The sequence below is a fragment of the Roseibium sp. HPY-6 genome (assembly GCF_040530035.1).
Taxonomy (GTDB): Bacteria; Pseudomonadota; Alphaproteobacteria; order Rhizobiales; family Stappiaceae; genus Roseibium.
Map to the genome: position 1 here is coordinate 97,063 of NZ_JBEWCD010000005.1, position 24,999 is coordinate 122,061.

General features: G+C 59.1%; 21 protein-coding genes. 7 read left to right on the forward strand and 14 right to left on the reverse strand.

What is annotated here, in order from left to right; translation table 11 throughout:
• Positions 1-109: 109 nt before the first annotated feature.
• The 6 genes from ABVF61_RS31965 to ABVF61_RS31990 all read left to right on the forward strand — a co-directional run bounded on the left by ABVF61_RS31965 (position 110) and on the right by ABVF61_RS31990 (position 6,274).
• Positions 110-1,069, forward strand: a complete 960-nt coding sequence (locus tag ABVF61_RS31965; RefSeq protein WP_353997672.1) for a dihydrodipicolinate synthase family protein — start codon at positions 110-112, stop codon at positions 1,067-1,069.
• Positions 1,060-1,992: a 4-hydroxyproline epimerase gene (locus ABVF61_RS31970; RefSeq protein WP_353997673.1), complete on the forward strand. Its 933-nt coding sequence runs from the start codon at positions 1,060-1,062 to the stop codon at positions 1,990-1,992. The genes ABVF61_RS31965 and ABVF61_RS31970 overlap by 10 nt, the downstream gene beginning before the upstream one ends.
• 40 nt (positions 1,993-2,032) lie before the next feature.
• Positions 2,033-3,280 carry an NAD(P)/FAD-dependent oxidoreductase gene (locus ABVF61_RS31975; RefSeq protein ID WP_353997674.1) on the forward strand — a complete coding sequence of 416 codons (1,248 nt, stop codon included), beginning with the start codon at positions 2,033-2,035 and terminating at the stop codon, positions 3,278-3,280.
• A gap of 10 nt (positions 3,281-3,290) precedes the next feature.
• On the forward strand, positions 3,291-4,394 hold the full coding sequence (locus ABVF61_RS31980; RefSeq protein WP_353997675.1) for a cis-3-hydroxy-L-proline dehydratase: 1,104 nt from the start codon (positions 3,291-3,293) through the stop codon (positions 4,392-4,394).
• A gap of 9 nt (positions 4,395-4,403) precedes the next feature.
• Entirely contained in the window at positions 4,404-5,429 is a 1,026-nt protein-coding gene (locus tag ABVF61_RS31985; RefSeq protein WP_353997676.1) for a trans-3-hydroxy-L-proline dehydratase, read from the forward strand.
• Positions 5,430-5,623: 194 nt separating this feature from the next.
• Positions 5,624-6,274, forward strand: coding sequence for a peroxiredoxin (locus ABVF61_RS31990; protein ID WP_353997677.1), 651 nt, complete (start codon positions 5,624-5,626; stop codon positions 6,272-6,274).
• Positions 6,275-6,964: 690 nt separating this feature from the next.
• On the opposite strand, the gene ABVF61_RS31995 is transcribed toward ABVF61_RS31990, so the two are convergent.
• From ABVF61_RS31995 to ABVF61_RS32060, 14 genes are all read right to left on the reverse strand, one after another.
• A complete protein-coding gene (locus ABVF61_RS31995; protein WP_353997678.1) occupies positions 6,965-7,159 on the reverse strand; it encodes a hypothetical protein in 195 nt (64 codons plus the stop codon).
• Positions 7,160-7,219: 60 nt separating this feature from the next.
• A complete protein-coding gene (locus ABVF61_RS32000) occupies positions 7,220-7,783 on the reverse strand; it encodes an SRPBCC family protein (protein WP_353997679.1) in 564 nt (187 codons plus the stop codon).
• Positions 7,784-7,805: 22 nt separating this feature from the next.
• The gene (locus tag ABVF61_RS32005; RefSeq protein ID WP_353997680.1) at positions 7,806-8,681 is read right to left on the reverse strand and encodes an XdhC family protein; all 876 of its coding nucleotides are present in this window, start codon (positions 8,679-8,681) and stop codon (positions 7,806-7,808) included.
• 19 nt (positions 8,682-8,700) lie between these two features.
• Complete coding sequence (locus ABVF61_RS32010; RefSeq protein WP_353997681.1) at positions 8,701-9,900, reverse strand: vWA domain-containing protein; 1,200 nt, start codon at positions 9,898-9,900, stop codon at positions 8,701-8,703.
• Between the two features lie 4 nt (positions 9,901-9,904).
• Positions 9,905-10,786 (reverse strand): AAA family ATPase, encoded by an 882-nt coding sequence (locus tag ABVF61_RS32015; RefSeq protein WP_353997682.1) that lies wholly within the window; start codon positions 10,784-10,786, stop codon positions 9,905-9,907.
• 205 nt (positions 10,787-10,991) lie between these two features.
• Entirely contained in the window at positions 10,992-13,412 is a 2,421-nt protein-coding gene (locus ABVF61_RS32020; protein WP_353997683.1) for an aerobic carbon-monoxide dehydrogenase large subunit, read from the reverse strand.
• Positions 13,409-13,918 (reverse strand): (2Fe-2S)-binding protein, encoded by a 510-nt coding sequence (locus ABVF61_RS32025; protein WP_502950045.1) that lies wholly within the window; start codon positions 13,916-13,918, stop codon positions 13,409-13,411. Before ABVF61_RS32025 ends, ABVF61_RS32020 begins: the two co-directional genes overlap by 4 nt.
• Before the next feature lie 22 nt (positions 13,919-13,940).
• Positions 13,941-14,807: an FAD binding domain-containing protein gene (locus tag ABVF61_RS32030; protein WP_353997684.1), complete on the reverse strand. Its 867-nt coding sequence runs from the start codon at positions 14,805-14,807 to the stop codon at positions 13,941-13,943.
• 443 nt (positions 14,808-15,250) lie between these two features.
• Positions 15,251-16,495 carry an MHYT domain-containing protein gene (locus ABVF61_RS32035; RefSeq protein WP_353997685.1) on the reverse strand — a complete coding sequence of 415 codons (1,245 nt, stop codon included), beginning with the start codon at positions 16,493-16,495 and terminating at the stop codon, positions 15,251-15,253.
• A gap of 141 nt (positions 16,496-16,636) precedes the next feature.
• Positions 16,637-18,043 (reverse strand): glucuronate isomerase, encoded by a 1,407-nt coding sequence (gene uxaC / locus ABVF61_RS32040; protein ID WP_353997686.1) that lies wholly within the window; start codon positions 18,041-18,043, stop codon positions 16,637-16,639.
• A gap of 16 nt (positions 18,044-18,059) precedes the next feature.
• Positions 18,060-19,502 (reverse strand): mannitol dehydrogenase family protein, encoded by a 1,443-nt coding sequence (locus ABVF61_RS32045; protein ID WP_353997687.1) that lies wholly within the window; start codon positions 19,500-19,502, stop codon positions 18,060-18,062.
• Between the two features lie 2 nt (positions 19,503-19,504).
• Positions 19,505-21,892, reverse strand: coding sequence for a glycoside hydrolase family 31 protein (locus ABVF61_RS32050; protein ID WP_353997688.1), 2,388 nt, complete (start codon positions 21,890-21,892; stop codon positions 19,505-19,507).
• 9 nt (positions 21,893-21,901) lie between these two features.
• A complete protein-coding gene (locus ABVF61_RS32055) occupies positions 21,902-23,203 on the reverse strand; it encodes a TRAP transporter large permease (RefSeq protein ID WP_353997689.1) in 1,302 nt (433 codons plus the stop codon).
• Between the two features lie 26 nt (positions 23,204-23,229).
• Positions 23,230-23,754 (reverse strand): TRAP transporter small permease, encoded by a 525-nt coding sequence (locus tag ABVF61_RS32060; RefSeq protein WP_353997690.1) that lies wholly within the window; start codon positions 23,752-23,754, stop codon positions 23,230-23,232.
• A 236-nt stretch (positions 23,755-23,990) separates the two neighbouring features.
• On the opposite strand from ABVF61_RS32060, the gene ABVF61_RS32065 reads away from it, so the two are divergent.
• Positions 23,991-24,974: a TRAP transporter substrate-binding protein gene (locus tag ABVF61_RS32065; RefSeq protein WP_353997691.1), complete on the forward strand. Its 984-nt coding sequence runs from the start codon at positions 23,991-23,993 to the stop codon at positions 24,972-24,974.
• Positions 24,975-24,999 lie beyond the last annotated feature (25 nt).

The window sequence follows — 24,999 nt, forward strand, 5'->3', positions numbered from 1 at the left end:
AAGAAACACTTGTGCCGGCTGATGGTTTGAAGATCGGGAAATCTTGATGAAGCGCGGCATCGCACGTGACGCGCTTGGAATGCGGCAGACCCGAAGCAAGGAATGATCGATGACCAAGAACGTTTTTTCCGGCCTGATGCCGGCTCTCATGACCCCTTGCCTGCCGGATCGTAGACCAGACTACGACGCGCTTGTTGCCAAGGGGCAGGAATTGATCGCTACCGGTATGTCGGCGGTCGTCTATTGCGGCTCGATGGGGGACTGGCCGCTTCTTACGGATACTCAACGCATGGAAGGCGTCGAGAGGCTTGTGAAGGCGGGTGTTCCCGTTGTCGTCGGTACGGGTGCGGTGAACACCAAATCGGCAGTTGCCCATGCCGCTCATGCTGCCAAAGTCGGTGCGCTTGGTCTGATGGTTATTCCACGGGTGCTGTCGCGCGGGAGTTCAGCCGCGGCGCAGCGCAGCCATTTCAGCGCAATCCTTTCTGCCGCAGCTACGCTGCCAGCGGTGATCTACAACAGCCCCTATTACGGCTTTGCGACACGCGCGGACCTTTTCTTCGAGCTTCGCAAGGCGTTTCCGAACCTCGTTGGATTCAAGGAATTCGGCGGCAAGGCAGACTTGCGCTATGCCGCCGAGAACATCACCTCCCAGGACGATGATGTGACCCTGATGGTTGGCGTCGATACGGCTGTTCTGCATGGTTATGTCAATTGCGGCGCAACCGGTGCTATTACCGGTATCGGCAACGCAATTCCGAAAGAAGTGCTCCATCTGGTAAGGTTGTGCGAGAAGGCGGCCGAAGGGCATGTTGAGGCGCGTCAGCGCGCCCAAGAACTAGAAGAGGCCATGGCGGTACTGTCCAGTTTTGACGAGGGCCCGGATCTCGTTCTTTACTACAAGCACCTGATGGTACTGAACGGCGAAGACGCCTACCGCCTTCATTTCAACGAGACCGATGAACTGACCGACGCGCAGCGTAACTACGTTGAGGCGCAATATACGCTCTTCAAGGGGTGGTATGCCGATTGGTCCCGCCAAGGAGGAGTGATTGCCGAATGCGCGTGATCGACAGTCATACAGCAGGTGAACCGACCCGGGTGGTGATCGAAGGCGGACCGGATCTCGGACCGGGATCCCTGGTGGAACGCGCCGCGCGCCTTGAGGCGGATCACCTGGATTTCTGTGCCTCTGTCGTTCTCGAACCGCGCGGTCACGATGCCATCATCGGCGCACTCCTGCTGCCACCATCCCGGGACGACTGCGCCGCGTCGGTCATCTTTTTCAACAACCTTCAGAACCTGGGCATGTGCGGGCATGCTTCCATCGGCCTTGGTGCGACCCTTGCCTATCTGGACCAGATCGGCCCTGGAGTGCACAAGCTCGAGACACCTGTCGGCGTTGTCGAGATCCTGCTCCAGGATGCCAACACTGTTTCCGTCACAAATGTTGAAAGCTATCGCCACCTGAAGGATGTCACCGTCGAAGTTGACGGCATTGGCGCAGTCACCGGTGATGTCGCCTGGGGCGGCAACTGGTTTTTTCTTGTCAAGGAAAGCCCGATAGACCTTGTCCCGCAGAATATCCGGCCGCTCACCGATCTGACCCTGAAGATCCGCAAATCCCTGGAGGAAAATGGGATCACGGGTGCGGAAGGGGCCTGGATCGATCACATTGAGGTTTTCGGCCCTCCGGTCAGCGCGAGCGCCGACAGCCGCAATTTTGTTCTCTGTCCCGGCGGGGCCTATGACCGGTCACCCTGCGGCACGGGATGTTCGTCGAAGCTGGCCTGCCTTGCGGAAGACGGGTTGCTGGCACCCGGACAGGAGTGGGTTCAGGAAAGCGTCATCGGCAGCACATACAGAGCCAGTTATCAAAAGGGCGCCGGTTCAAACATCATCCCGACGATTACGGGACAGGCGTTTGTCACTTCGGATGCTACCCTCAATTTTGATCCTGCGGATCCCTATCGCACAGGCATACGTTTTTAGATTTTGACCCGGGTGCAGGTGGGATGTCTTGGAAGCGCGAATGAAAAACGAGACGCAGGACATTGTTGTTGTCGGAGCCGGGATCATCGGGCTGACAACCGCACTCCGGCTGCAGTCGCGCGGACGGTCGGTCCTTGTGCTTGACCGCCAAGACGGCAATCCGAGAGCGTCTGAGATGAATGCCGGCGCCTTTGCCTTCTCCGATATCGAGCCGCTGGCCACTCCCGGTATCATGAGGAAGGCGCCGAAATGGTTGCTGGATCCGCTCGGTCCCCTGTCCGTCCCGCCTCGCTACGCTTTGACGATTGCGCCCTGGCTGCTTCGTTTCTGGCGGGCAAGCAGTCCGGACCGGTACCGGGCATCGGTGGAGGCCCAGGCGGATCTGATGCGAACGGCGCAAAGCGCGCTGGAAGATCTGATCCGTGAAACGTCTACGGAACACCTCTTCCGCAGGGAAGGACAGCTGCAACTTTATGAAGGCGAGAGAGAATACCGGGCCAGTCTTGCCTCATGGGATCTCCGCAGGGCGCACGGCATAGACTTTGAATTGCTGGAAACGCCGGATGCGATTGCCGCATTTCAGCCGGGTCTCCATTCAAGGTTCACCCATGCCGGTTTCACTCCGGGCTGGATCAATTCCTGTGATCCGGCGCTTTGGCTCAAGACCCTCTCGGAAACCTTCCTGTCGCACGGTGGCAGAATTGAAAAAGCCGAGGTCGGTTCGGTCGGGCTGACGGAGACATTTGTCCGTTTGTCCCATCAGGGCGGCGAAACACATGCCGATCAGGTCATCATTTGCGCCGGTGCCTGGTCGCATAAGATTGCCGCAACGCTGGGGGACCGCTTTCCGCTGGAGACTGAGCGAGGCTACAACACGACACTTGGTGCGGGCGCCTTCGATCTGAAGACCCATCTGACTTTCCCCGGGCACGGCTTCGTGATTACCCGTATCGGCGACGGCATCAGGGTTGGTGGTGCTGTCGAGCTTGGCGGCTTGTCGCTGCCGCCGAATTACCGGCGCGCTGTGACACTGCTCGACAAGGCAAAGCAGTTTCTGCCCGAGCTGAAGTGTAAGGGCGGGCGGCAATGGATGGGCTATCGTCCGTCCCTGCCGGACAGCCTCCCGGTTATTGACCGGTCGCCGCAGGATCGCCGGGTGATCTATGCGTTCGGTCATGGCCATCTGGGTTTGACACAGTCTGCCGGGACGGCTGAACTCGTGGCGCACCTTGTCAATGACACGGTACTACCCATCGATCTGGACCCGTTTTCCGCGCGCCGTTTTTGAAGGAAACCCGATGAAAATCTCCTCGATCCATGTTTATCAGGTCGATTTGCCGCTGAAAGAGGGGCGCTACAGCTGGTCAAACGGCAACTTTGTCGAAGTGTTCGACAGTACGGTCGTCGAGATCGTGACCGACGAAGGCCTGAAGGGCTATGCCGAGTGCTGTCCTCTTGGATCAGCTTATCTGCCGAGTTTCGCGCGCGGCGTGAGAGCAGGTCTTGAAGAGCTCGCACCACGCCTTATCGGCCAGGATCCGCTCAACATCGGCGAGATCAACCGCACCATGGACGCGGCCTTGCGCGGTCATCCCTATGCCAAGGCTCCGATTGACATCGCCTGTTGGGACCTTCTCGGCAAGGCAACGGGTCAGCCGGTCTACACGCTTCTGGGCGGATCTGCACAGGACGATGTTGTGCTCTACCGCGCGATCAGCCAGGAAGCGCCTGACGTTATGGCACGGAAAATCGAAAGCTATGCTGTTGAGGGCTACACCAAGTTTCAGCTGAAAGTCGGCGGAGATGCCAATGAGGACATTCAACGCATTCATGCAACGCGCGACGTGCTCAAGCCGTCCGACCTGCTGGTCGCAGACGCCAATACCGGCTGGACCCGTCATGAGGCCGCCCGCGTGGTTGGTGCGGTCGCCTCGCTCGACGTTTATATCGAACAGCCCTGTATGACATATGAGGAATGTCTTTCGATCCGCAGGCGGACCGGTCTCCCGTTCGTGCTCGATGAGGTCATCGACGGCCCGAATGTCCTCGTGCGCAGTCTTGCGGAAGACGCCATGGACTGCATCAATCTGAAGATCTCCAAGGTCGGCGGGCTGACCCGGGCCAAGCTCATGCGGGATCTGTGCGTTGCGCACGGCATTCCAATGACCATCGAAGACACCTGGGGCGGGGATATCACCACGGCGGCCATCGCGCATCTCGCCAGGTCGACGCCGGCGGAATTCACGTTCTCGGCGACCGACTTTAACAGCTACGGGACCGTGGATATCGCAGAAGGTGCACCGAAACGCGTCAACGGGCGGATGACGGCGGCCGATCGTCCGGGTCTCGGTATCACACCGATTTTCGATGCGCTCGGCACGCCCGTTGCCAGCTATTCCTGAGGCAAGATCATGCGCAGCAGCAAAACCATTCACGTGATCTCATGCCATGCGGAAGGGGAGGTCGGTGACGTTATCGTGGGCGGCGTCGCACCGCCCCCTGGCGACACGCTCTGGGATCAGCGCCGCTTCATTGCCGAAGACAAAACACTGCGTAATTTCATGCTGAATGAACCGCGGGGCGGGGTATTCCGGCATGTCAATCTGCTCGTGCCGCCGAAACATCCGGACGCAGATGCCGCTTTCATCATCATGGAGCCGGAAGACACCCCGCCCATGTCCGGATCGAATTCGATCTGCGTGTCGACGGTTCTGCTCGATGGCGGGATTATTCCGATGCAGGAACCTGTCACGGAACTCGTGCTGGAAGCTCCCGCAGGGCTTGTCCGCATCAGAGCTGATTGCAAAAACGGCAAGGCGGAGCGGATATCGGTTCAAAACGTTGCCAGTTTCGCCGACAAGCTGGATGCAATTCTTGAAGTGGATGGTCTTGGCACATTGACGGTCGATACGGCCTATGGGGGCGACAGTTTTGTTGTTGTCGACGCTGAAGCGCTCGGCTTTACCATTGAGGAAAGCGAGGCAGCCGATATTGCACGGCTTGGCGTGCGGATAACCAATGCAGCCAATGAACAGTTGGGGTTCACCCATCCGGAAAACCCCGACTGGGACCATGTTTCCTTCTGCGCCTTTTGTGGTCCCCTGACTGCATCGCCCAAGGGGCTAAAAGGACGTTCAGCCGTTGCGATCCAGCCCGGCAAAGTCGACAGATCTCCGACAGGAACTGCGGTGTCAGCGCGCATGGCACTGATGGCAGCTCGTGGTCTAATGCAGGTTGGTCAGGAGTTCGAGGCGAGCTCAATCATCGGGTCTATTTTCACGGGGAAAATACTCTCGGAAACCCGGATTGGTGACAGGAGCGCTATCCTTCCGTTGATTAGTGGTCGTGGCTGGATCACGGGTGTTCATCAGCACATGCTGGACCCGGACGACCCCTGGCCGGACGGATACAAGCTCAGCGACACCTGGGGTGCATAGCGCCGTCTCGCCTGCACCAGGGCGACATTTCCATTTTCCGCGGGAGTGGTAAGCTCTGGCATGGGTCTGACGCGTCAAGAAGAAGCAATTATGAGGCAGGCCATTGCCCATCGGACGTGTAAGGCTTAGGTAAAGCGTCGCATTCAGCGGGAGGCTGTCTGTCGCTTTCGCAAATACCCGAAAGGATTTTTTCCATGTCGCTTCGCATCAATGACACCGTGCCGGATTTTACCGCCGAGACCGATCAGGGCCCGATCAGCTTTCACGAGTGGATCGGTGACAGCTGGGCCATCCTGTTCAGCCACCCGAAAGACTTCACACCGGTCTGCACGACAGAGTTCGGCGTTGTCGGCCAATTGAAGGATGAGTGGGAGAAGCGTGGGACAAAGGTGATTGGTGTCTCTGTCGACAACGCAGAAGACCACCGGAAATGGAAAGTCGACATTGAGAAAGTTTCCGGTGCGACCCCCGGTTTTCCGATCATCGCCGATGAAGGCCTGAAGGTCTCCAAACTCTTTGATATGCTGCCGGCAGAAGCTTACATGCCCGATGGCCGCACACCGGCACACAGCGCTACAGTCCGTTCGGTTTTCATTATCGGTCCGGACAAGCAACTGAAGCTCTCCATGACCTATCCGATGACCGTCGGCCGTAACTTCGCCGAGGTGGTCCGCGCGCTCGATGCGTTGCAGACCTCGGCCAAGGGTGTTGCCACACCGGCCAACTGGAATGTCGGTGAAGACGTCATCATTCCGCCGAGCGTGAATGACGAAGATGCCCGCGCCAAGTTCGGGGACTTCGACGCGGTCCTGCCGTACCTCCGCAAGATCAAGGCTCCTGCCTGATTTGAGCGAATGACGCATTGTGATGGGTGGGTGCCAGTAGCGCTTATAAAGGGTGTTTGCCGTAGTTCGGTCGACGTGACCTTAAGCTGGAAACCTGCCCATCACATGTCGTTGCCAGACTAGATCTGGCATTCCGTTACGCGGGTATCGGCGCTATCTCACTTCACCAGACTTGTCATTCCGGCTGAAGCGCAACGGAAGGCCGGAATCCAGTAAACACTTGTTCTGCCGTTTTGTTTCAACCCAGACCACACGGCGTACTGGGTCCCGGTCTTGCCGCTTGCGCGTCAAACCGGGACGACAATTTCGGAGAGTTCCGGGTCTCGACATGGCGACATGCGGACGTGTCAGGTGCCTCAACCCAGCGGCGAGCAGATCTGCAGCAGAGCGGCCAGGTGATCCGGCGCAGCAATGCCGATGCAGCACGCGTGAACGATCAACAGGAAATTGGTAATTACCGGTTCCCAAGCCAATCCAAAGCCGGGATGCCGATTTTCCGATTTGACTTGTCATTCCGGCTGAAGTGCTGCGGAAGGCCGGAAGCCAGTAAACACTTGTTCTACCGTTTTGTTTCAATCCAGACCGCACGGCGTACTGGGTCCGGGTCTTGCCGCTTTCGCGTCAAACCGGGACGACAAATTCGGAGAGTTCCGTGTCTCGACATGGCGACGTGCGGACGTGTCAGGTGCCTCAACCCAGCGGCGAGCAAATCTGCAGCAGGGCGGCCAGATGATCCGGGGTGGCAAGGCCGATGCAGCATGCATGGACAGTCAGCAGAAATGCGGTCAGCACCGATCCCGTCGCGAGTGCCAGCAGGAGTGAGGGGTCCTGGCGGATCTCCCGGGCAGCTGCCGTGATCGTTCCGGATGTGCACGTTGTTGTCATTGTGTTCCTCCCCTTGGATGTGAGGCGTCCGGATTAGTTTCCACCCGGACGCGCGAAGTTTCAAGCCGCCGGTTCTTCGGCTGCCGGATCGGCCTTTTTGCCGCCGAACAGGCCGCCCAGCCAGCCTTTCTTTTGCTCCGGCGCTTCAGCTCCATCTTCAGCGGCAGGCTCCGAAGGTGTGGTCGGAGCGACCTGTTCGGCGAAGGCCGTGAAGAATTCGCCCGCAAGCCGTTTGGCGGTGGAATCGATCAGCCGTGCACCCAGCTGCGCAAGCTTGCCGCCGACCTTCGCATCCACGTCATAGTGCAGGATCGTCGCGTCCGGTCCGTCTTCTTCAAGTCGGACCTTGGCACCACCGCGCGCGAAACCTGCAACGCCGCCGGACCCTTCGCCTTCGATGGTGTAGCCGTTGGGCGGGTCGAGATCGTTCAGCGTCACCTTGCCGCCGAATGTCGCCTTCACAGGGCCGACCTTCAGCTTGACCTTTGCCTCCATCTCCGTGTCGGAGTGCTTGGTCAGCTCCTCGCAGCCAGGGATTGACGCTTTCAGCACGTCGGGATCGTTCAGGGCCTCCCAGACCTTCTGTCTCGGGGCTTCGATCCGCTGGCTGTCGTTCATTTGCATGTGGGGTACTCCGATTGAAATGTCAGATGTATTGGATGTTGGTCTGGCGCTGGCCCCTGCGCCGGATGACGAGCAGCTCGGCCAGAATGGAAAGGGCGATTTCCTCGGGCGTGATGGCACCGAGATCTAGCCCGGCAGGACCTTCGATGCGTTCGAGTTCCGGTTCGCTGATACCTTTTTCACGCAGCTTTCCCTTAAGAGCTTCGATCTTGCGGCGGCTGCCGACAAAGCCGACATGGCGGACAGGTGCCGAGAGGGCACCTTCGAGTGCTGCCAGGTCACCGCGCCCCTGCGTGGAGACGATGACATACGTATCCGCGTTCCCGACTGCTTCCGCTCCAAGATGCTCGATCCGGCGGCTGGCTCCCGGAAACGAGGCATGGTCCTCCGCCGGCGCGCAGATCGTTACGTCGAAGCCGATGGTCGGGGCCTGTTTGGAAAGCGCGAAGGCAACCGGGCTCGCGCCGCAGATGACGAGGCTTGGGCGCGGCAGGACCGGTTCCACGAAAATGTCCATCGTGCCCTGACTTGGGCACATGTTTCTTGCGAATTGAACGCCTTCACGCTCCTCGCCGGCTTCCACGCCCAGGTCGGACAACAGGTCTTCCGGTTGGATTGAGATCAGCCGCGTTTCGCCATCTTCCAGCGACGCCTTGGCCGCCTTAATGACGGCAGAGCGGGCACAACCGCCACCGATCCAACCACCCGCGATACTACCGTCTCTGGCGATGACCGCTTTCGCTCCGGCTTTCGCTGCCGTGACCGATATTGTCCTGACGACCGTCGCCAGTGCAAAAGGTTCGCTGGCATCCTGCAGGCGGCTCATCAGCGGCTGCAGGTCGCTGGTCAGCTCGGGGGCTGCGCCTTCATGTGCACCGGGGATGGATGTGTGTTTCATGTCTTCATCTCCCATGGGATCACAACTTCGCCAGATAGGGCTCAAGCGCGGCAAGACTGTCGAGATTGTGCGCGGGCGCGAACAGGTCGACATGGGGCAGGGCGGCCTGCATCCCGCCGGCTGTCGGTTCATACCCCTGCCAGCCGATCAGCGGATTGAGCCAGACGATGCGCTTGCAGCGCCGTCTCAGCTTCGCCATTTCCTCATCGAGAGCATCGGGTGCACCGGTGTCGTAGCCGTCAGAGAGGATCAGGACGCAGGTGCGTGAATGGATTACCCGTGCCGCGTGCCAGCGATTGAACTCGGCGAGGGCTTCGCCGATCTTGGTGCCGCCACCGACGCCCTGGGCCATCAGTCCCATGCGGTCAAGCGCCCGTGCCGCGTCGCGCTCCGACAGCGCGGATGAGACATGCACCAGGCGGGTATGAAACAGGAAGGCTTCGGCTTCGCGGAAATTGTCCAGCATGCCATGCACGAAGCGAGTGAACACGGCCGTGTAGTTGTTCATCGAACCGGACGCATCGAGCAGGATGACCAGCCGCAACTGCCTCTGGCGCGGACCTTTGCGGATCAGTTCGATCGGCGTGCCGCCATGGGCGATCGAGTGCCGTATTGTCTTTCGAAGATCGAGGCGGGGTCCCTTGCGCTTCTGCTTGTCCCGGCGCGTCAGGCGGACACGCATGGACCGTGCGAGACGTTCTGCCAGTTCATGCGCCTTCGCTGTTGCTTCCGGATCCTGCATCTTGCGAAAGTCGACCTCGCCGAGATTGTCCGCAATGCTCGCCCCTTCCCGCCGTCCGGACGGGCTGTCGTCGGTGTCCTCGTCTTCTTCGCCCGGTTGCCGCTCGACGTCTCCGGCAATCGTATCCTGGCGCGCGCCTTGAGCGTCCATAAGTTCCCGGATCGTCTTCATGCTCTTTTTTGAGCTGGTGCCCGAGACCTTAACCCCGGACTTGAGCCCTTTCCCGGCCCAGTAGGCATCGAAAAGCTCGTCGAAAACCTTCCAGTCCGACAACCGTCCGCAAAAGAGGGACCGGAAAGCGCGCTTTAGGGTGTGGGACTTGCGCACCGCCGGTGTCTGAAGGAGCCGAAGGGCGTCCTGTGTTTCGGCAAGGCCAACCTTGAAGCCGCTGTCCCTGAGCGAGCGGACGAAGCCTGCAAGACGCAGCCGGAGGGCTGCACCGATGTCTTCGATTGTCATTGTCGGGGCGGCGGACATTGCGTCACGCCACCTTGCCCAGCAGGCGGTCCGTGACTTCCTGCGTGACACGAGATTGGTCTTCGCGGGTCTTCAGGACACAGGCAAGTGTGTCGAAAACGAGTTCGCGACTTTCGTGGAGGTTCTTCGTCCCAAATCCGAGCAGGGCGGCAGCCCAGTCAATCGTCTCGGCAACGCCTGGGACTTTTGTCAGGTCTTCCTTGCGCAACTTGCCCATGAGTTCGGCGATCTGGAGCGCGAGCGCCGCATCGAGACCGTCGATGCGCGCAAGCAGGATGCGCGCTTCGCGGTCCGGGGTCGGGTAGTCGACATAATGATATAGACAGCGCCGGCGGAGAGCATCGGAGAGCTCGCGCGTGCCGTTCGACGTCAGCACGACGCGCGGGATGCTGGTTGCCTTCACGGTGCCGAGCTCCGGTATGGAAACCTGGTAGTCGGACAGGATCTCCAGCAGAAACGCTTCGAATTCCTCGTCGGCCCGGTCGACCTCGTCGATCAGCAGAACCGGCGGCTTTTCCTGGCGGATGGCGGCAAGGAGTGGGCGTTCCAGCAGGTATCTTTCCGAAAAGACGGCCTCTTCCACCTGCTCCGCCGCCGCGCCAGTGCCTTCACGCGCCTTGATGGCGAGAAGCTGCCGCTGGTAGTTCCACTCGTAGATCGCGTCGGAACGATCAAGCCCTTCGTAGCATTGCAGACGGATGAGATCAGTGTCTTCCAGTTTGGCGAGTGCCTTGGCAACCTCTGTCTTGCCGACGCCTGCTTCCCCTTCCAGAAGGAGCGGACGATCCAGCATCTCCGTCAGCAACAGCGCCGTTGCCAGCCCGTCATCAGCGACATAGCCGGTTTCCGAAAGCGCCTTCGCCAATTGTTCCCTGGTCTTGGTCATCCGTTTTGTCTTGGTCACCTGGTTGATTTGTCTCAGTGATTGTCAGACTTGATCCGGCAATCCAGGCCGCTTATCGCGGTTTGTCTTGCGCTCGCGCGTCGGACACCACGGGCCCCGAGTCCATGGCGAGGCCGTGGACTGACGCAAGCAGGGCATCGCAGGACAGGCGTGGTGAGGGGGTGCCGTCCCGCGATAACCTGTTTGCTCAGCCGTGTGCGCCGAGGTCCTTGGCAGCCTGCCAGACACGCCATGAATCATGGGGCATCTGGATGTGCGTGCTGCCGAGGAACTGAAATGCATCATTGACCGCGTTCGAGAATGCCGGCACGCCGCCGACATTCGGGCTTTCGCCAACGCCTTTCGCACCGATCGGATGATGCGGGCTCGGTGTCACCGTGTGGTCGGTCTCCCAGTGCGGGGTCTCGACGGCGGTCGGGATGAAGAAATCCATGAACGACGCGCCGAGCACGTTACCGGTCTCGTCGTAACGGATCTCCTGACCCATCGCGATGGCGAAGGCTTCCGTCAGGCCGCCATGGACCTGACCCTCGATTATCATCGGATTGATGCGCGTGCCACAGTCGTCCAGCGCGTAGAAGCGCCGTGTCGTGGCAACGCCTGTATCAACGTCGATATCCATGACACAGAAGTAAGCGCCGAACGGGTAGGTCATGTTGGGCGGGTCGTAATAGCTGACCGCTTCCAGGCCCGGCTCCATATTCGGAGGCGGCGCATGATAGGCTGCCCAGGCGATTTCCTTCATCGACTTGCGTGCTTCCGGATTACCTTTCACCTGGAACCCGTCGATGTCCCATTCAAGGTCATATTCGGAGACTTCCAGCATATGGGCGGCAATCATCTGGGCCTTGTTGCGGATCTTGCGGGCGGCAAGCGCAATGGCCGCACCGGCAACCGGCGTGGACCGCGAGCCGTAGGTACCAAGGCCATATGGCGCCGTATCGGTGTTGCCTTCCTCGACCATGATGTCCGCGGCCGGGATGCCGATTTCCGTTGCGATGATCTGGGCCCAGGTGGTTTCGTGGCCCTGACCTTGGGACTTCGTGCCCATGCGCGAGATCACTGACCCTGTCGGGTGGACGCGGATCTCCGCACTGTCGAACATCGCGACACCGAGGATGTCGCAGTTCTTCGACGGGCCCGCACCGACGATTTCGGTGAAGAACGACACGCCGATGCCCATGATCTCGCGGGTCTCGCCACGCTTGAAGGCTTCCTGCTTGGCCTTCTGTTCGGCGCGCAGCTCTCGATAGCCGATGGTGTCCATCGCCTTCTGCATGGCGGTGTGATAGTCGCCGCTGTCATATTCCCAGCCAAGCGCCGATTGATACGGGAACTGGTCCGCCTTGACGAAGTTCTTCATGCGCAGGTCTGCCGGATCCATGTCCAGTTTCTGCGCCAGAATATCCATCGCCCGCTCGATGCAATAGGCGGCTTCCGTCACCCGGAACGAGCAGCGGTAGGCGACGCCACCCGGAGCCTTGTTGGTATAGACACCGTCCACCGACAGATGCGCCGCCGGGAAATCGTACGACCCGGTGACGATGTTGAAGAAGCCTGCCGGCCATTTGGACGGGTCGGCACAGGCATCGAAGCCGCCGTGATCGGCGAGGACGTGCACTTTCAGGCCGGTCACGGTGCCATCGCTCTTGGCGGCGATTTCCGTGGTCATGTGGTAGTCGCGGGCAAAGGACGTGGTGGAGAGGTTCTCCATGCGGTCTTCGACCCACTTTACCGGGACGCCCGTGACGATCGAGGCCACGATCGAGCAGATATAGCCCGGATAGGCGCCCACCTTGTTGCCGAATCCGCCGCCGATATCGGGCGCGATCACGTGGATCTTGTGCTCCGGGATCGTTGACAGAAGCGAGGCGACCGTGCGGATGACGTGCGGGGCCTGGAACGTGCCCCAGACGGTCAGTTCGCCCTTCACTTTGTCCATCGACGCGACGCACTGGCACGTTTCCAGCGGCGACGGGTGCGTGCGGTGATAGGAAATCATCTCGTTGATGGTCACGTCCGCCTCGGCAAATGCCTTCGCGGTTTCGTCCTTGTCGCCGACTTCCCAGTTGAAGATATGGTTGTGGTGCTTGCGCGGACCGTGTGCGCCTTCCGTCTTGCCTTCAAGGTCCGGACGCAGAACCGGGGCATCCGGTTCCATGGACTTGAACGGGTCGACGAGAACCGGCAGCTCTTCGTATTCAACTTCCACCAGCTGAATGGCGTCATCCGCGATGTATCGGTCTTCGGCAACGACGAAGGCGACTTCCTGGTTCTGGTAGAGAACCTTGCCGTCGGCCAGAACCATCTGGACGTCGCCGGCCAGGGTTGGCATCCAGGCGAGATTGACGCCTTTGAGGTCCTCGGCGGTCAGAACCGCGATCACCCCCGGAATTTTCAGGGCTTCGGTGGCATCGATCTTGGTGATCTTGGCATGCGGATAGGGTGAGCGGACGAAATCACCGAACACCATGCCCGGCAGTTTCAAGTCGTCCACATACTGTCCCTTGCCCTGCGTGAAGCGCACATCTTCCACGCGCTTGCGCTTGCAGCCCATGCCTTCCAGGGCGGCTTCGCGCTGTTCCCGTGTCGGGGTCATGTCATTCATTCTGCAGCCTCCTGGGTTTCAGGCTGGTTGAGCTGGTCGGCGGCATACTGGATGGCCTTGACAATGTTCTGGTAGCCCGTGCAACGGCAGAGGTTCCCGGCAATTCCCATGCGGATTTCTTCTTCCGTGGGGTTCGGGTTTTCCTTCAAAAGCGTATGTGCGCGGGTGATCATTCCAGGTGTGCAATAACCGCACTGGAGACCGTGCATCTGGCGAAAGCCTTCCTGCAGGGCTGACAGTGTGCCGTCGGGGTTGGCCATCCCTTCGATTGTTGTCAGCTCCGCTCCGTTTGCCTGGGCGGCGAAAAGCGTACAGGACTTCACCGACATTCCGTTCATCTCGACGGTGCAGGCACCGCAATGCGAAGTCTCGCAGCCGATATGCGGGCCGGTCAGGTCCAGCTCCTCGCGCAGGAAGTGGATCAGCAGAGTGCGCGGTTCCACGAACCGCTGCACCTTCTTGCCGTTGACGGTCACGGTGACCGGGATCTGTTCGATATCACTCATGGTATTTTCCTCGGTCTGGGTCTCAGGCGCTGGCACGCTCGGAGGCACGGGCGAGCGCGCGCTGCATCATGATGCCGGCCATCTTTGTGCGGTACTCAGCCGGGCCGCGTCCGTCGGACGCCGGATCGGTGATCGCTTCCGCTGCCGCTACCGCGTTTTTCACGGTGGCCTCGTCAAGCGTCGAGCCGGTCAGGATCGTACTTGCATCTGCTGCGTAAAGCGGCGTGTCCGCGACGTTGGTCAGCGCAACCGAACAACTCGCAACGGTGCCGCCGTTCATCGTCAGGATGATGGCCGCTGCAGCCGTGGCATAGTCACCGACCTTGCGTTTCAGCTTTTCATAGGCGTAGCCGTGCCCCGCCGGGGGAACCGGGATCTTGACGGCGGTGAGGATTTCTTCAGGCGCCAGCGCGGTGAAATAGGCAGCCTCGTAGAAATCACGCGCCGCGACGTCTCTTTCGCCATCGGGTCCGGTCAGGACGTAGGTGGCATTGAGGCACTGCATCAGGCCCGGCATGTCGTTGCCCGGATCGCCGTTGGCAACATTGCCGCCGAGCGTTCCCATATAGCGGATTTGCGGATCGGCGATCAGCAGTGACGTTTCCCTGATGATCGGCAACTTATCGGCCAGCAAGTCCGATCCGATCAGCTCGTGCTGGGTCGTCATGCATCCGATGGTTATCGTTCCGCCGTCTTCGCTAATGCCTTTCAGATCGGCGATGCCGGCAAGATCAACCAGATGCTCCGGGGCTGCCATACGCAGCTTCATCATGGGGATCAGGCTGTGGCCGCCGGACAAGGGCCGGGCTTCGTCGCCATGGCTCGCCAGAATGGCAACGGCTTCGGCCACCGATGATGGCCTGTGATAGGTGAATTCACCGGGGATCACGTTTTCTCTCCTCCCGTTCGCGGTTCCGGATGTCTCGGGAACCGGGCGCCGTTCGCTGCCTGTCGCGTCCAGTATCAGTCAAACGGCAAAACCACAGACCGCCACGCGCAGGTGGCAGAATGTCACATGGCTCAAGGGTGATAAGGGGTGCACCGCACACTCAAGACACCTTTCACCGAAGACCGTGCGCAATACATCGAAAGCGGATGACCCGGGCACCAATTGCGTCAGAAAGGCTGACGTATTTCATGAACTGCAGCTGAACTAAAACCAGGCGATTGGCGGAAAGTCTTTGCAAAATTGACGCTAAACAAAAGCATACGCTGCAAGATCTCTATCGGCATCAAAAGAAACGTATTTCGTGCAAATTGCACGAATGGCGACAGAAAATCGATATTTTTGCAGCGCACACATCAGGAGCAGCAGGTTTGACCCTGCGTAGATTACTGGGCGGGGGCCGCCTGATCCTGCTGATCGGAATTGTCAGAAAGGGTCGTCAGTTTCTCCCGGATGCGGCTCCATCTGGAGCGGCTGACCGGAACCGTTTGGGCATCGTTGCCTTCCAGTATCAACACGCCACCGTCACCGGAGCGCTTGAAACTGGTGACACGGGAAAGGTTCACGATGTGGCTGCGATGCACGCGCTTGAAGACCTTGGAATCGAGTTGCTGTTCGGCTTCGCTGATGGACAGCGGACAGAAATGTTCCCGCTCGCCATCATAAAGCTTTGTGTAGTGCGCATCCGCATGAATGGCGGAAATCTCCGAGACACTGATTTGCGTTTTTTGCCCGTCGCGCTCGATCGGCAGTGTGCGCCGGGATGCGGGGGCCGACACTCTGGGTTTGGATGCGGCCGCCTGCAAACCGGCAGCAGGCCGGGGGGAGGGCTCTTCTAACGCGTTGTCGGTGTCCTCAGTCTCGGCAACCGGCACTGGATCCGCGATCGGTTGGTCCTCGACCGGGTTTGCCGATACGGGTGGGGCCGCTTCACTTGGCACGAGTGCAAGCAGGAAAAGGCCCGACACCAGAAAAGCGACGCAGGAAACGAAGATGGCCAGGGTGCCCGGGCCGAGTGAGGGCGCGGACAAGGTGTCGGCGCTTTGGGTCAGCTCGTAAGTCATGCCGGTCATGGCCGTGTAGTGCATGGCGGCGATGGCAAGCGCCATTACTGACGCCGACACCAGGAGCGGTGGCCGCTTGCCCAGTCCGAACAAGAGCCAGAGCGATAGTCCGGCCGCGTTGAAGGCGATCAGGAAACTTGCCAGAACATAGGTCGGGTTGTGAGCCATCTGCAGAGATGTGTGCAGGGAATACATGCCGAGGTAATGCATGGTGCAAATTCCCGCACCCATGACAAAAGCTGACAGACCGAGCCGGATTGAGGTCAGACGGCGATTGCTGGCGGTGAAGACGGCGACGCCGACAAACAGAACGCAGACGAGGAAAGATAACAGTGTCGGCAAGACAAGAAAGTCCACTCCGAGTGGAAACTTTACTGCAAGCATCCCCACGAAGTGCATCGACCAGATCGCAAGAGCGAGCGTCGAAGCTGCTCCCACCAAAAGCAGACGGCGTCTCGGGTCAACCGCGTTTCTGACCTGAACCGCCAAGCTTAAGCCAACAAAGCTTCCCTGAAAGGCCATTACCAGGGAAAGCGCAACGAGCCAGGGCTCGTGCGTCACTGTCATGCCGAGGCTCTCCTCCCTCGTTGTCCGTTTCCGCCTCTAGATCCGGTACTTCCGCGCATATGATAGGGTAAAGGGAGAGGGGCAGCAATCATGACCTTCGTAACATGCGTGCCCCGCGCGTGACGGCTTACCGCGCTGCTTTTACTGCAAAAACCAGTCCCGCGCATTGTCATGGCAAATCCGCCGGATCAGGCCATCGGCAAGGGTGGCGTTGTTCGGAATGCTGCCATCTTCGATCCATCGACCGACGATCCGGCACACCAGCCGCCGATAGTATTCATGGCGAGGGAATGACAGGAAAGACCGCGAATCGGTCAGCATCCCGATGAATCGTGACAAAAGCCCCATCTGTGCGACCTGCGTCAGGTGGCGCTCCATGCCTTCCAGCTGATCGTTGAACCACCAGGCGGGGCCGGACTGGATTTTCCCCGGTTCCGAGCCATCCTGGAAGTTGCCTGCTATCGTCACTATTACTTCGTTCAATGCCGGATTGAGACAATAAAGGATTGTTCGTGGTAGCCCGCCGCGCCTGTCGATCTGATCAAGCAGACTGTTGAGCGAGCTGGCAACCGGACTGTCGGAGATCGCATCGCCGCCCGTATCGGGACCAATACCCTCCAGAAGCCTGCTGCTGTTGTTCCGGGACGCACCGATGTGAAACTGCATCACAATGTTGCGTTGTCTGTAGGCCTGTCCCAGTTCTATCAGGACAGCTGCCTTGAAATCGGCCTCATCCCTCGCGGAGACGGGTTCGCTCGCCAGGCCGCTTGCGAGAATGGTGTTCAGATCGCTTGCTGAGCGTTTTGAAAACGGCGGCAGCTCACTCAGGCCGTGATCGCTGGCCTTGCAGCCAAGCGTGACAAAATGATCCAGCCGTTTGATCAGCGCACCGATCAGGTCCTCAAAACGTTCAATGCGCATCTCCGCGGCGGTAGCGAGCTTTCGGCAATAGTCCGCGAATCCCTCGTTTGAAGGTGTCAGCGTTTTGTCGGGCCTGAAACTCGGGGCAATTTTGAAACCCAGATCCGGATCCTTCTGCGCCGCTGCGTGGAAATCCAGATCGTCACACGGATCATCCGTGGTACCGACATAGCCGACGTTCATCTGATGCAGCAGAGCGCGTGCGTTGTGGGTCGGCTCCGCCAGTTTTGCGTTGGCAATCTCCCAGACTTCGTCTGCCGTTTCGGGCCCAAATACGCCGTCCCAGCCGAAGTAACGCTTAAGCTCCAGATGTGCCCAGTGATAGAGCGGGTTGCCGAGGCAATGCGGCACGGTTGCCGCGAAGGCATCGAACTTCTGACGAAAATCGGCATTGCCAGTGACAAGCTCTTCCGGCACACCGTTCCAGCGCATGGCGCGCCATTTGTAGTGATCGCCTTCCAGCCAGATTTCGCCTATGGAGTTCCAGGACCTGTCCTCAGCAATGGCGGCCGGATCGAGATGGTTGTGAAAATCCACCAGCGGCAACGGCGCGGCGACCTCGTGATAGAGACGCAGGCTTGACGGTGTGTCGAGCAGGAAGTCTGGTCCAAGAAAGGGTGCGGTCATGATCTGCGTCCGGGTGTCAGAGGGAAGCGGTGATCGCGTTCACGACCCCGTCGGAGCCGATCCGGTCATAGGCGGACCGGATCTGATTGGTGAATTGAGAGGACGCCGGCAGATCTTTGCCGAAAACCTGCTGCAGCGACAACATCTGTTCCACATAGTCGGCGCCATTTGCGTGGGCCGCCAGGTCTTCAATCTGAGCGGCAAGCGGGTCATTCAAAGGCAGGGGCATGCCGGTTTCGGCCAGTCCACGGCAGTAGTGCATCCAGCCCGCAACGCCGAGCGCGGCGAGTGGAAATGGGCTGTCATGTGCAATGTGCCAGCTAATAGGGGCCAGCAGCCGCTGCGGAAGCTTCTGACTGCCGTCGGAAGCAATTTGCGTCGTCTTGTGATGCAGGGCCGAATTCGAAAATCGCTCAATCAATGCATCGGCGTAACGCGGTATGTCGACGCCGGGCGGGACTTCGAGCGTCCTGGCCTGTTCGCTCAGCATGAGTTTCTTTGCTGCTGTCTTGAGCACCGGATCGGCCATGCAATCCGAAATCGTTTGTTTTCCTGCGAGCGCACCCAGATAAGCCAGGAAGGAATGTGAGCCATTCAGGAGACGCAGCTTCATGTCCTCAAACGGGGCTACGTCACTCACAAACTGAGCTCCTGCCTGATCCCAACCCGGCCGTTCTCCGGCAAATCTGTCTTCAATCACCCATTGGCGGAATGGTTCGCATAGAATGCCATTCGGGTCAGGGTGGCCGAGCGCAGCTTCCAGCTTCTGATGGGAAGCCTCGGTCATTGCCGGCGTGATCCTGTCGACCATCGAGCACGGGAAGCGGCATGTCCTTTCGATCCAGCCGCTCAGCGCCGGATCAAGCCGTTCGGCGAATTCAAGGATTGCCTGTCGGCACAGTTTTCCATTTTCCGGAAGATTGTCGCAGGAGAGTATGGTTAGGCCTTCGCACCCTGTTGTCATACGGCGCTGCAGCCCAGTGGCTATTATGCCTATTGCCGTGGTCGGGTTGCCATTTGCGCTCAGGTCCTGTGCGACCGCCGTATTTTTCAGATCCAGATGCCCCTCGGAGAGGCAGTAGCCTTTTTCGGTTATCGTCAGCGTGATCAGCGAGAGATCCGGATCGGCAATCCGCTCGAGCAGTGCGGGTGTGCCATCCCGTTTCAGATGCAGGGTTCTGATCACCGGTCCGATCTCACGCAGTGCCAGGTCATCATCCTGCATTTCTCCGATCGCAAACAGGCCGTCTGCCTGGTCGAGCTTGGTGAGGTCGGCTTCACCGGAATGAAGCCGAACCGCAACGACACCCCAATCCGTATCTTCAGAGCGCAGCCATTCATCGTGATAGACCATCACATGGGCTTTCGCGAACGCTCCGAAACCAATGTGAAGCAGTCTGGGGCGCAGTGCAGCGCGGTCGTAGGTTATGCGTTTGAGTTCGGAGGTCTTATGGGCCATGGCTATCTTGCAGCGTTGAAGTCTATCGTGTCGCCCGCGTAATGCGCGATACCGTTGACGATAAGGTCAGTCTGGCCGGCTAACCAGATCTGAATGTTCGAAAATGCAGGTTGCCAGTCACCTGAGCGCCGCCAGTCGAGTTGGACTTGTGCGTTGTCCCGGACAAGTTCAAATGTGGTGAGCGCATGTTGGCCACCGAGTGCCTCGACTGAGGTCCCGTCATCGTCATAGGCATGCGAGATGCTTGTCCCGCAATCGACGGCCTGCGGATAAATCCTCCAGGTGCGCTTACGGTCAAACTTCGGGTCAGCGCGAAGGTTCGCGGCGGCCATGGGCAGCACCGCACCGCCACGAACGAACAGCGGAATGCTCTCAAGCGTGACCGGAATGTCAATTTTTTCGCCGCCCGGATACCAGGTGCTGCCGTCGAAGGCCCACCAGCCCTCTTCGTTGTCCGGCAGCGTGACGGTACGGCGGTCTGCCCCCTTTTCGACGACGGTTGCCACAAGCAGGTCCCGCCCCAGAAGAAAATCGAATTCTGCATGCCTGCTGGAAATATCGTTCGGGTAATCCAGAAAGAGCGGCCTCAGAACCGGTTCTCCATCTGCCACGGCACGATAAAGTTGGGTGTAGAGATAAGGGATCAGCTGTGCACGGAGCTTCAATGCATCGCGTATCAGCGGCGTGATTTCCGGATACATCCAGGCTTCGTTCGCCGTACCGTCGTCATTCCAGGAATGGATTGTGAACCTTGGATGGAAGATGCCGTTCTGGACCCAGCGCAGGAACAGTTCAGGTTCCGGCCGGGGCCCGGCAAAGCCGCCGACATCGTGTCCGACATTATAAAAACCGGAGAGGCTGAGACCGAGACCCATGGGGATGTTCCAGCGCAGCGTGTCCCAGCTGGTGTAGTTGTCCCCCGTCCAGGTCTGTGCATAGCGTTGCGTTCCCGGCGAAGCGCAGCGGGAGATGAGATAGGGTCTTTTTCCTGGCTGATCCTGTTTTTGCGCCTCGAAGGATGCCCGCGTCATGAGCTGGCTGTGCAGGGGACGGATCAGACTAACCGGAATAGGCCCGCCAAAACCGGCGCAGATCGCATTGTCGTCCCAGACTTCGTATTCGTTGTTGTCGTTCCAGGTGCTTTTGATGCCCCTATTCAACAGCTTGCTCGTCACATTGGCCCGCCACCAGGCGACCGTGTTTGGATTGGTAAAGTCGAGATGCGAACCGGTGCCATCCCAGAAGGGCGAGTGTTCCGGGGCTCCGCTCTCGCTGTCGCGAATGAAGAGACCTGCTTCTTGTGCTTCTTCATAAAGCGGATGATCGTCCAGCAGCACCGGCTTGATGTTTGCGATCAGGTTGATGCCGGCGTCCGCATAGGAAGATGTCAGGGCCTCTACGTCCGGGAAGCGGTCCGTATTCCAGTGAAAGACATAACGTCTTCCTTCAATGGCCGTGTACCCGGACGACAATTGGAAACTGTCGCAGGGGATATCCTCTTCCTCGAGCTTGTCCAGAAAGGTCCGAACGCGCTCCTGAGCATTGTCTGAATCCGTATAGGCCATGGTAGAGCCGGAATAGCCGAGCCCCCAGCGCGGCATGAACGCGGTTCCACCGATCAGCCAGTGCTGCCGTTTGACGACGTCAAGAACGTTCGGCGCCCAGAAAAAATAGAAGTCGAGGTCGCCATCATCGGCGCGGAAGGCGCGGAAGGGAGGATGGTAGTTGTCTTTTTCGTTGCCCAGATCGAACCAGCAGGTCGCCAGTGTGTCGTAGAAGAGCCCGTATGCTCCGCCTGTCCCCCGGTCGGTTATCGTGAACGGGATGTGTTTGTAGAGGGGGTCGGTGCTCCGAGCATCATAGCCAAGCGCGTCGAGGTTGCGCATTTCAAAGCGGCGTCCGGAACGCTCCAGAGCGCCGGCCTTCTCGCCGAGGCCGTAAAACCGCTCGTCCCCGAAACGGCGCATATAATGCTGGTTTCGGTGGTCCTTGCGTCCGATCATATAGGCGTTGAGCGGACGATCCCGAGCAATTTCCTGCCAGGTGTCCGAGGTGGTCCGGCGGGCCTCCCAGACAAGGGAAAGTGGTCGACCAATTATCAGGCGCAGAGTGTCCGTTTGCAGGGTGACTGTGTCCGCCGTCTCGGTCAATCGAAATGCCGGACAGGAAAACCCGCTTGTGTCCTCGCGCTTGCGCCCCTCGAACGGCACGTCCTTTTCCGGTGCGATCGCCCAGGTACGGTCCAGCCTGTATTCGCCGTCCTTCAGAAGCGTGATCCGGATAAGGTCGTGCTCCAGAACAGTTGCCGTGAAACTGTGACGGTCTTCGACGAGCAGCGTGATGCTGCTCTTCGTGCGGTCTTTGAGGGTCCAGTTCTGAAGCGCTTTCATCGATAAGTCCTAGTAGCCGAGGAGAACGCGCGGCAGGAACAGGCTGAGGCCCGGAAAGTAGGTGATCACGAGCAAAAGTGAAACCAGAACGGCGTAGAAGCCGAGCATGGGTTTGATGACCTGCCCGATCTTCACGCCTCCAACCGAGCAGCCAACGAACAGCGCCGACCCGACGGGTGGTGTGCAGATCCCGATACACAGGTTGAACGTCATCACCACGCCGAAATGGACAGGATCCATGCCGAGATCTTCCACGACCGGCAGGAAGATGGGCGTGAAGATCAGGAGTGCCGGCGTCATGTCCATGAAGGTGCCGACAACCAGCAATGCAATGTTGATGATCAGCAGGAGGACGATCGGATTCTCAGATAGTGCCAGAAGGGCATCGGAGATTGAGTACGGAATGTCGGCGAATGCCATCGCCTTGGACATGGCGATCGAGCAGCCGATCATGAGAAGCACGATCGATGTGGTCACCGCACTTTCCAGAATGATCCCGGGCATTTCTTTCCAGGTGATTTCCCGGTACCAGATGATGGCCAGGAACAGGGTGTAGACAACCGCGACCGCAGAAGCTTCTGTCGCCGTGAAGATGCCGCCAATGATGCCGCCCATGACGATGACGATGAGGCCTAGCGGCAGCATGGCATCTGCCGCCTTTTTCACGACTTCTGCTCCGCTCGGACGCTCGGCGACGGGATAGCCGCGCCGTTTCGCGATGATGCCCGCGACAACCATGAGGCTGAGCCCCATGAGAATCCCCGGAATGTAACCGGCGACGAAAAGGGCCGCGACCGATGTGCCGTTTGTGATGAGCGAATAGACAATGAAGGTCGAACTCGGCGGGATGAGAAGGCCGGTCGGGCAGGACGCGATGTTGACGGCGGCGCTATAGGCCGGATCGTAGCCCTCCTTTTTCTGCAAGGGGGCCATGACGCCGCCAACCGCTGCGGCTGATGCGACGGCGGATCCCGAGATCGAACCGAACATCATGTTGGCGATGACATTGCAGTGGGCAAGAGCACCAGGCAGACGGCCGCCCAGGACCTTTGCGAACTCGATCAGGCGCATTGCGATGCCGCCGCGGTTCATGATGTTCCCGGCCAGGATAAAGAACGGGATGGCCAGCAGCGTGAAGCTGTCGAGCCCGGAGGCGACCTGCTGCGCAACGATGTAGACCGATTGATCGAAAGACATGAACAGGAGGAAGGTGGCAAACGCTGCCAGGCCGATCGAAAAGGCGATCGGAACTCCCAGAATCATGAGCAAAGCGAACGTCCCGAACAGGACCAGGACAGACTGAATATCCATTTAGTTTCCCCAAATCCTGATCACATTTAATCAAGCGGTCCGCCGGGCTTCGGCGCGCTTTCCTGATCATTCGGCCCGCGCCCGTCGCGGAAGAGATCGGCGAGGAATGTCAGGCAGTAATAGAGAATGCAGATCCCGGAAAAGGGAATTGCGATATAGACCAGACCCATCGGCAACCTGAGCGCCGGCGAAACCTGACCGGTGGCCAGAGTGCGGTTCACCAGATCCATCCCGCCGTAAATCATCACAAGTGCCGCGAATGTCGAGATTGCGACAATGATCGCCGCGTTGACCATCAAGCGGATGTTGCCGCTCGTCACTTGCGGAAGAAGATCAATGGCCAGGTGGCGCCGCTGGCCGAGGGTGTAAGCGCCTCCGAGAAGCGCGACCCAGATGAACAGGAAGCGGGCCATTTCGTCCGTGACCGTGCTGGGGCTTTCCAGCACGTATCGCGAGAAGACCTGCCAGATAACGCAGGCGACCAAAATGGCGAATGCAACGGTGATGACGAGGCGCAGAATAAAATCCACACCTCTGGTGATGATGTTCACGATAGTCCTCCCGGGCCGGACACTGGTTTCATCGTAAAGGACGTCAAACAGCGTGGCTGTCCTAGACATGCGACATGAAACAAAATTGGTCAACCAATTTTATAAAAAGGTTGACTGATTTGCAAAATTGGACGAACAATTTGCGATCCGCAGCAGACGACGCTGTGAAAACCGCAGCCGGCAACACGCCCTTTTCGGGTGCAACTCTCAGGCCGGACTGCACGTGGGAGGAAATCATGATGAAGTTTGCAAAGCTCGCAGCCGTCCTGGCTGCAGGCGTTGTCGCAATGGGTTCGGCTGCCAACGCAAAGACCCTGCGTCTCAATCACAACAATCCGGAAGACCACCCGCTGCACAAGTCCATGGAGTTCATGGCTGAGAAGCTGGAAGAGGCGACCGGTGGCGATCTCAAGATCCGCATCTACGCGAATGCCCAGCTTGGAACGCAGCGCGAATCCATGGAGCTGATGCAAAACGGGTCGCTGGACATGGCCCGCTCCAATGCGTCGGAGCTCGAAGCCTTTGAAGAGTCCTATGGCGCTCTCAATCTGCCTTATATCTTCGTCAACGCGGACCACTACTACGACGTTCTGAGCGGCGATATCGGGTCTGACATTCTGGCAGCGTCTGAAGACAAGGGCTTTATCGGTCTTGCCTTCTATATCGAGGGAGCACGCTCCTTCTATGCCAACAAGGAAATCAGATCACCTGCCGATCTCAAGGGCATGAAGATCCGTGTTCAGCCGAGCCCATCGGCCATCCGCATGGTGGAATTGCTTGGCGGTAATCCGACACCCATTGCCTGGGGCGAACTCTATAGCGCCCTTCAGCAGGGCGTTGTCGACGGCGCTGAAAACAATCCGATGGCGCTGACATCTGCGCGTCACGGTGAAGTTTCCAAGGTCTATTCCGATGACGGCCACACGATGATTCCGTCCGTCGTGATGATTTCGTCCAAGACTTGGAGCGAGCTGTCAGACGAGCACAAGGAAGCGCTCACCAAGGCTGCGCGGGAATCCATGGATTTCCACCGTGAACAATGGGACGCGATGAGCGCGGCCGCCGTTGAAACCGCCAAGAGCGAGCTCGGGGTAAAGTTCATCGAGGTCGAGAAGGGTCCTTTCATTGAAGCGGTTCTGCCGATGCACGAGGAAGCTGCCAAGAAGTCTCCTGTGGTGGCTGACCTGATCGGACGCATCAAGGCGATCGCGCCGCAATAAGACGCTCCAGGCCAGAGACCGACCG

What these genes read in the sequence shown, in the direction of transcription:
- ABVF61_RS31970 (WP_353997673.1), top strand. Translation starts at nt 1,060, where the DNA reads ATGCGCGTGATCGACAGTCATACAGCAGGTGAACCGACCCGGGTGGTG.
- ABVF61_RS32035 (WP_353997685.1), bottom strand. Translation starts at nt 16,495, where the DNA reads ATGACAGTGACGCACGAGCCCTGGCTCGTTGCGCTTTCCCTGGTAATG.
- ABVF61_RS32045 (WP_353997687.1), bottom strand. Translation starts at nt 19,502, where the DNA reads ATGGCCCATAAGACCTCCGAACTCAAACGCATAACCTACGACCGCGCT.
- ABVF61_RS32065 (WP_353997691.1), top strand. Translation starts at nt 23,991, where the DNA reads ATGATGAAGTTTGCAAAGCTCGCAGCCGTCCTGGCTGCAGGCGTTGTC.
- ABVF61_RS31980 (WP_353997675.1), top strand. Translation starts at nt 3,291, where the DNA reads ATGAAAATCTCCTCGATCCATGTTTATCAGGTCGATTTGCCGCTGAAA.
- ABVF61_RS32055 (WP_353997689.1), bottom strand. Translation starts at nt 23,203, where the DNA reads ATGGATATTCAGTCTGTCCTGGTCCTGTTCGGGACGTTCGCTTTGCTC.
- ABVF61_RS32050 (WP_353997688.1), bottom strand. Translation starts at nt 21,892, where the DNA reads ATGAAAGCGCTTCAGAACTGGACCCTCAAAGACCGCACGAAGAGCAGC.
- ABVF61_RS32005 (WP_353997680.1), bottom strand. Translation starts at nt 8,681, where the DNA reads ATGAAACACACATCCATCCCCGGTGCACATGAAGGCGCAGCCCCCGAG.
- ABVF61_RS31975 (WP_353997674.1), top strand. Translation starts at nt 2,033, where the DNA reads ATGAAAAACGAGACGCAGGACATTGTTGTTGTCGGAGCCGGGATCATC.
- ABVF61_RS32015 (WP_353997682.1), bottom strand. Translation starts at nt 10,786, where the DNA reads ATGACCAAGACCAGGGAACAATTGGCGAAGGCGCTTTCGGAAACCGGC.
- ABVF61_RS31990 (WP_353997677.1), top strand. Translation starts at nt 5,624, where the DNA reads ATGTCGCTTCGCATCAATGACACCGTGCCGGATTTTACCGCCGAGACC.
- ABVF61_RS32010 (WP_353997681.1), bottom strand. Translation starts at nt 9,900, where the DNA reads ATGTCCGCCGCCCCGACAATGACAATCGAAGACATCGGTGCAGCCCTC.
- ABVF61_RS32000 (WP_353997679.1), bottom strand. Translation starts at nt 7,783, where the DNA reads ATGCAAATGAACGACAGCCAGCGGATCGAAGCCCCGAGACAGAAGGTC.
- ABVF61_RS32020 (WP_353997683.1), bottom strand. Translation starts at nt 13,412, where the DNA reads ATGAATGACATGACCCCGACACGGGAACAGCGCGAAGCCGCCCTGGAA.
- ABVF61_RS32025 (WP_502950045.1), bottom strand. Translation starts at nt 13,918, where the DNA reads ATGAGTGATATCGAACAGATCCCGGTCACCGTGACCGTCAACGGCAAG.
- ABVF61_RS31985 (WP_353997676.1), top strand. Translation starts at nt 4,404, where the DNA reads ATGCGCAGCAGCAAAACCATTCACGTGATCTCATGCCATGCGGAAGGG.
- ABVF61_RS31995 (WP_353997678.1), bottom strand. Translation starts at nt 7,159, where the DNA reads ATGACAACAACGTGCACATCCGGAACGATCACGGCAGCTGCCCGGGAG.
- ABVF61_RS31965 (WP_353997672.1), top strand. Translation starts at nt 110, where the DNA reads ATGACCAAGAACGTTTTTTCCGGCCTGATGCCGGCTCTCATGACCCCT.
- uxaC (WP_353997686.1), bottom strand. Translation starts at nt 18,043, where the DNA reads ATGACCGCACCCTTTCTTGGACCAGACTTCCTGCTCGACACACCGTCA.